The 4907-nt window shown below is 48.3% G+C and carries 5 protein-coding genes; 2 read left to right on the top strand and 3 right to left on the bottom strand.

Annotated elements, in window-relative coordinates; genetic code table 11:
• Positions 1-1040: 1040 nt before the first annotated feature.
• From ACLQ7H_RS17925 to ACLQ7H_RS17935, 3 genes are read right to left on the bottom strand one after another with little or no spacing between them, the layout of a single operon-like run.
• The gene (locus tag ACLQ7H_RS17925) at positions 1041-1367 is read right to left on the bottom strand and encodes a DUF2645 family protein (RefSeq protein WP_411753824.1); all 327 of its coding nucleotides are present in this window, start codon (positions 1365-1367) and stop codon (positions 1041-1043) included.
• Positions 1368-1374: 7 nt separating this feature from the next.
• Positions 1375-2091, bottom strand: coding sequence for a hypothetical protein (locus tag ACLQ7H_RS17930; RefSeq protein ID WP_411753825.1), 717 nt, complete (start codon positions 2089-2091; stop codon positions 1375-1377).
• 14 nt (positions 2092-2105) lie between these two features.
• Positions 2106-2585 (bottom strand): Hcp family type VI secretion system effector, encoded by a 480-nt coding sequence (locus ACLQ7H_RS17935; protein WP_411753826.1) that lies wholly within the window; start codon positions 2583-2585, stop codon positions 2106-2108.
• Positions 2586-3000: 415 nt separating this feature from the next.
• Here ACLQ7H_RS17935 and ACLQ7H_RS17940 point away from each other — a divergent pair, with 415 nt between their 5' ends.
• Complete coding sequence (locus tag ACLQ7H_RS17940) at positions 3001-4170, top strand: p-hydroxyphenylacetate 3-hydroxylase oxygenase component (RefSeq protein WP_411753827.1); 1170 nt, start codon at positions 3001-3003, stop codon at positions 4168-4170.
• 19 nt (positions 4171-4189) lie between these two features.
• The coding region (locus ACLQ7H_RS17945) for a p-hydroxyphenylacetate 3-hydroxylase reductase component (RefSeq protein ID WP_411753828.1) at positions 4190-4907 on the top strand (718 nt) is incomplete at its 3' end.

Below are 4907 nucleotides of genomic sequence, written 5' to 3' on the forward strand. Positions count from 1 at the left end.
CCACAGTGCCTGTGGCGGACTCAGCCCGGAACAATTTGAAAACCAGACCCTCGCTTAGTCGTGTGTCCATTGTTCGTGGGTAAGATCATACAACATCGCGCCCGCCGTCGCATTCCACAAAGGTCCACAGGTGCTTACGCTTGTTCTTGGTTTTTTTCACTTCGCACCAGGCGTCAAACAGCGCCATAAATCCTCCCGATTTTTGGCCCGCGATGTGCGCGGTATTTGTCAGGTATCGCTAACTTGCGGAACAAGTTGCACTTTTGCACCCCATATACCTCACCGAAGTCTCTGTAATCTCTCTACCGATATCAGTGGGATATTCCGCGGGTCAAGCAGACAATTTGTGACCAAACTCTTTCGGCTGGAGAAGGATACCTTCCGATGTTGTACAAACATTGATATTCCTAAGTCCTATCCCTTGCCGCCCACAATATTCCATCATAATCCCCCTCTTCCGGGAGTACCAGATGCTCTTCAAGTTCGCAGCACAAGTTCCAAGTGCTCTTTTCTCAGCCTGATCTTCAATTATTAAAGTATCTATACTGCTAAAATCGCGAACAAACTCAAACAGCACCACAGTTTCATCTAAATGGCATTTTATAATACTACTTTAGTTGACGCATTTGGTTGATTTTCAATCATCCCGGCATCGTGCACTCAAAATCTGCAACAGTGTTTAACCTTGTTGTTTGCGGCTGGTAAGTGGTAAGTATCTCGTAATAGGCTCTCGTCAGAAAAAAGAGAAACTCATGAGAGTCTTTACCGTCATGACGACATTAATATGAGATGTAGATCACAATTATGGCATTCAGCTACTTTTGGGGGCTTAATTGGGGGCTTCATTCTAAATTTCAAAAATTAACCTATTCAAATTCAATTAGATAAAATAAAGTTCGAGTCCAGTCAGAGGAGCCATATTTAGAGAAGCCCGCTTAAGGAAACTTAGGCGGGCTTTTTGCTTTTCAGATTGGCAATCTGATTACTGCGGCACGGCCTTACCCGAGTGAATATGACAACCATTCTCTAGAACTATTCAGCTAACACATAGCAAATCGACCAAAAAACACCCACCCGCCGTAAGCTGCAACCCACAGTATCCCCACGGCATAAAACCACGACCTATACCGATTTCTTATGTAAATATTGCGTAGTAATGCAATCAATAAAGGAGTAATCAGAAATAGTGCTGCTAAAGCTGCTTGAAAAGTACGATTACTAAGTGACTGATGGGGAATACTACATACAGTATCTCCCGCCTCCATCATCCAGTCGTATTTATTGATCGAAAAAAACTCAATAGAAAAATAGGCAAAGACAAAATAGCCCAACATAGAAATAACATCGATAACCTTTTCTTTATCCATTTTCATTTTAGCCGTTGAGCCCCAACAGTTTTCTGATATGGTTCCGAATTTGCAATAATCGGGCGCCATAGGATATGTAGTCAAATTCTGCGGACCCCCTTTCCGGTTTCATGTGGATGAAGTGGATAAAATCGTTCAGTCTTCTTTCTATACCTCGGTTATAGCGAATCCCAGCCATCATGTACTGCTCATCAGACAGATAAAGGGTTGCTACATTCGGATAGTCATAGAGGATCATATCCCGCAGATGCTGGGCAACGATCCAGAGGTTGAAATCATCCTCCATCAAACAGGTTGCAAGCTCAAGTTGGTCCCGTGTTGTCAGTGTATTGGGATCTAAGCCCAGCGTACTTGCAGCGACCTGAATCTGCATGGCTACAGAACCGAAAGAGGTTTTATCCTCAGGAAAAGCCTTAAGACCCAAAGCTCGTTTTGCTTCGAATATCTGAAATTTATACTCTTCAGGCATTCCTCCTGACTCAATCCACGCCACCCCTCCTAACAGTTCAGGAAGAATACCGGCCTGGTAAGCATACTTTATAACTCTGTCTTTGTTGTATTGAACATAGGCATCTTTATATGCGTTTAAGTAAAACTCACCGCTTTTTCTCTCTGGATTGCTTTTCGTCAACCTCCAGAAAAGCGCGTCGATTTCATCCCACTTTCTAAATCCGACTTGTGTGATATCACAGAACTGATTCCGTGCAACGATGCTGTTTCGCATGTCTCTGCTCCCTGTTAATACACACGCTCATCCCAGATGCTATAGCCACCGGTTCCGGCGATATGGTGTTTCCAATCGATACTCTGGTATGCAACAGAAATCATTTCTTCCGGTTGGCTATCAGCATGGTTCAAGGCATGTGGATAGGAAACCGCGATATTCTTTAAGGTCGCGCCAGTGTGCATGATTGAATAGGACTTTTCCTGAGCCCCTGTCTGAGTCGTACGATAGAAATCAAAAAGAAGCTCGAGTTCTTCGTTATTCGAGATTGCGATACCAAAGAGTGGCGAAGGTTTATCGATAGGTTTGCAGAATTTTATCGGATGGTGGTTGGTATGCTGGCTACGGCTTATAGCATGATCAAACTGCAGTACAAGAATCTGATCTTTATGTTTTAGCTGATATCTATTTCCAATGGAGTCAAGAGTGCAGCATCCAGCGGATATCAGTCCCTGTTTCTTACCTTTGATCGTCAGATAGATATTATTTGCCATGTAAATTCCCTCTTTTTGGATGTATTCCCCCTGCAAGGCCTTTCCTAGCCAGGGTATGACTCGTACAACTCAAATCGACTGGTGGGAAAATTTACAAAAAAATGTAGCCAAATAAAAATGGTAAAAATTCTTAGTTGATGTTCTTCTGAAGCTTAACAGCACTCTTCTATGCTTCGGATTTTATGAAAGTTACCGGCATAACTCAACAAAGAGTGAAGAATATTTATACAACTTCGGTCAACGCACATCAGATGGCTAACCAAGAGCCTCACACCTAGCCCCTCAAACCCGCCTCCAGATCACACCCTCAACATTTAACATGAAAAGTACAATTTTTTACCTGAATGTTACATTCCATTAAAATACCCTTCCCCCATACTCATCCCACGCCCACCCCTACCGAGGGAACCAACTGATGAAAACTAGCAACCCGATGCTGGAAAAATTACTGCCCATTCTGCCACTTATCGCTGCCAATGCCGCACAGGCGGAAAGCGAACGAAAAGTACCGGATGAGAATATCCGTTTGTTAAAAGGCATAGGTATGCACCGGGTTTTCCAACCGAAAAAATTCGGTGGCCTGGAAATCTCCCTGCCAGAATTCACCGACTGTGTCGCCGCGCTGGCCGGAGCCTGTGGCGGAACGGCCTGGGCTTTCAGCCTGCTGTGTACCCACAGCCATCAGATAGCGATGTTTTCCCCCAAACTACAGCAAGAGATCTGGGGAGATAATCCAGACGCCACCGCCAGCAGCAGTATTGCCCCGTTTGGCCGTATTGAAGAAGCCGAAGGCGGTGTTTATCTGAGCGGCGAAATGGGCTGGAGCAGCGGTTGTGACCATGCCGAATGGGCGATTATCGGCTTTCGCCGCAAAAACGCCGAGGGTGAGTTGCTCTACAGCTTTGGCGTGATCCCACGTAGCGATTACGAAATTCGTGATGACTGGTTTGCGGTTGGCATGCGCAGCAGCGGTTCCAAAACGCTGATCATAAAAAATGCCTTCGTGCCCAATCACCGCATTGAAGCCGCTCAGGATATGATGCACGGGCGCTCTTCCGGTTACGGCCTCTACCCGGACAGCAATATCTTCTACTCACCTTATCGCCCCTATTTTGCCTGCGGTTTTGCTGCCATCAGCCTTGGCGTAGCGGAACGTATGCTGGTCGCCTTTAAGGAAAAAACCCAAAACCGCGTTCGCGCCTATACCGGAGCCAGCGTGGGTACCGCCACCCCGGCGCTAATGCGTCTTGCAGAGTCCACCCATCAGGTTGCCGCCGCCCGTGCCTTTTTGGAAAAAACCTGGCAAGAACATGCCGAACACGGCCGCCTGCACCAATATCCTTCTCACCAGACATTGACGTTCTGGCGTACCAACCAGGCCTACGCAGTCAAAATGTGCATCGAATCGGTTGATCGCCTGTTCAGCGCCGCAGGGGCAACCAGCTGGATGGAGAGCAATGAGATCCAGCGCCTGTTCCGCGACTCACACATGACCGGGGCACACGCCTATACCGATTACGATATCTGCGCGCAGATCCTTGGGCGCGAGTTGATGGGTTTAGAGCCCGATCCAACAATGGTGTAATGAGCTGGAGAACCTATTGATGACACATCACACAGAGCCTGCCCTGGATCCCCGCGCATTTCGCCGTGCGCTGGGTAATTTCGCCACTGGCGTGACGGTAGTGACAGCAGCAACCGCAGATGGTACCCGCGTGGGAGTAACCGCCAACAGTTTCAACTCGGTGTCGCTGGATCCGCCGTTAGTCTTGTGGAGCATTGATAAACGCTCCGGCAGCTATGCGATCTTTGAACAAGCCAGCCACTTTGCCATTAATGTGCTGGCCGCCGATCAGATGGATATTTCCAATCGCTTCGCCCGCCCCAGCGAGGATAAATTTGCCGGGATTGAGGTGGAGGTCGGCGCGGGTGACGTCCCCTTACTTGCCGACTGTGCCGCACGCTTTCAGTGTGAGAAATATCAGCAGGTTGATGGCGGTGACCACTGGATCCTGATTGGTAAAGTCGTGGCGTTTGACGATCTGGGCCGCGCCCCGCTGGTGTATCACCAGGGATCCTATTCCATGGTACTGCCTTACCCGCAGGTGGCGGAGCGCGTTGCACAGAACGCAGTAGGCAGCGCCAGGCAGGAACGCTTGAATAACAACGTCTTCTACTTGCTCACCCAGGCGCTGCGCAGCTATCAAAGCAGCTACCAGCCCAAGCAACTCTCCACCGGGTTGCGAGCCAGCGAGGCCAGAATGCTGCTGGTGCTAGACAGCGACGCCTGCCTTGATAAAGCCTGCCTGCTGGCAGAAATGG

It is taken from the genome of Serratia sp. (in: enterobacteria), from assembly GCF_046715635.1.
In the GTDB taxonomy this organism is placed as follows: domain Bacteria; phylum Pseudomonadota; class Gammaproteobacteria; order Enterobacterales; family Enterobacteriaceae; genus Chania.

Excerpts from the sequence above, each read along its gene's own strand:
- ACLQ7H_RS17925 (WP_411753824.1), bottom strand. The coding sequence starts at position 1,367 with ATGGATAAAGAAAAGGTTATCGATGTTATTTCTATGTTGGGCTATTTT.
- ACLQ7H_RS17930 (WP_411753825.1), bottom strand. The coding sequence starts at position 2,091 with ATGCGAAACAGCATCGTTGCACGGAATCAGTTCTGTGATATCACACAA.
- ACLQ7H_RS17935 (WP_411753826.1), bottom strand. The coding sequence starts at position 2,585 with ATGGCAAATAATATCTATCTGACGATCAAAGGTAAGAAACAGGGACTG.
- ACLQ7H_RS17940 (WP_411753827.1), top strand. The coding sequence starts at position 3,001 with ATGAAAACTAGCAACCCGATGCTGGAAAAATTACTGCCCATTCTGCCA.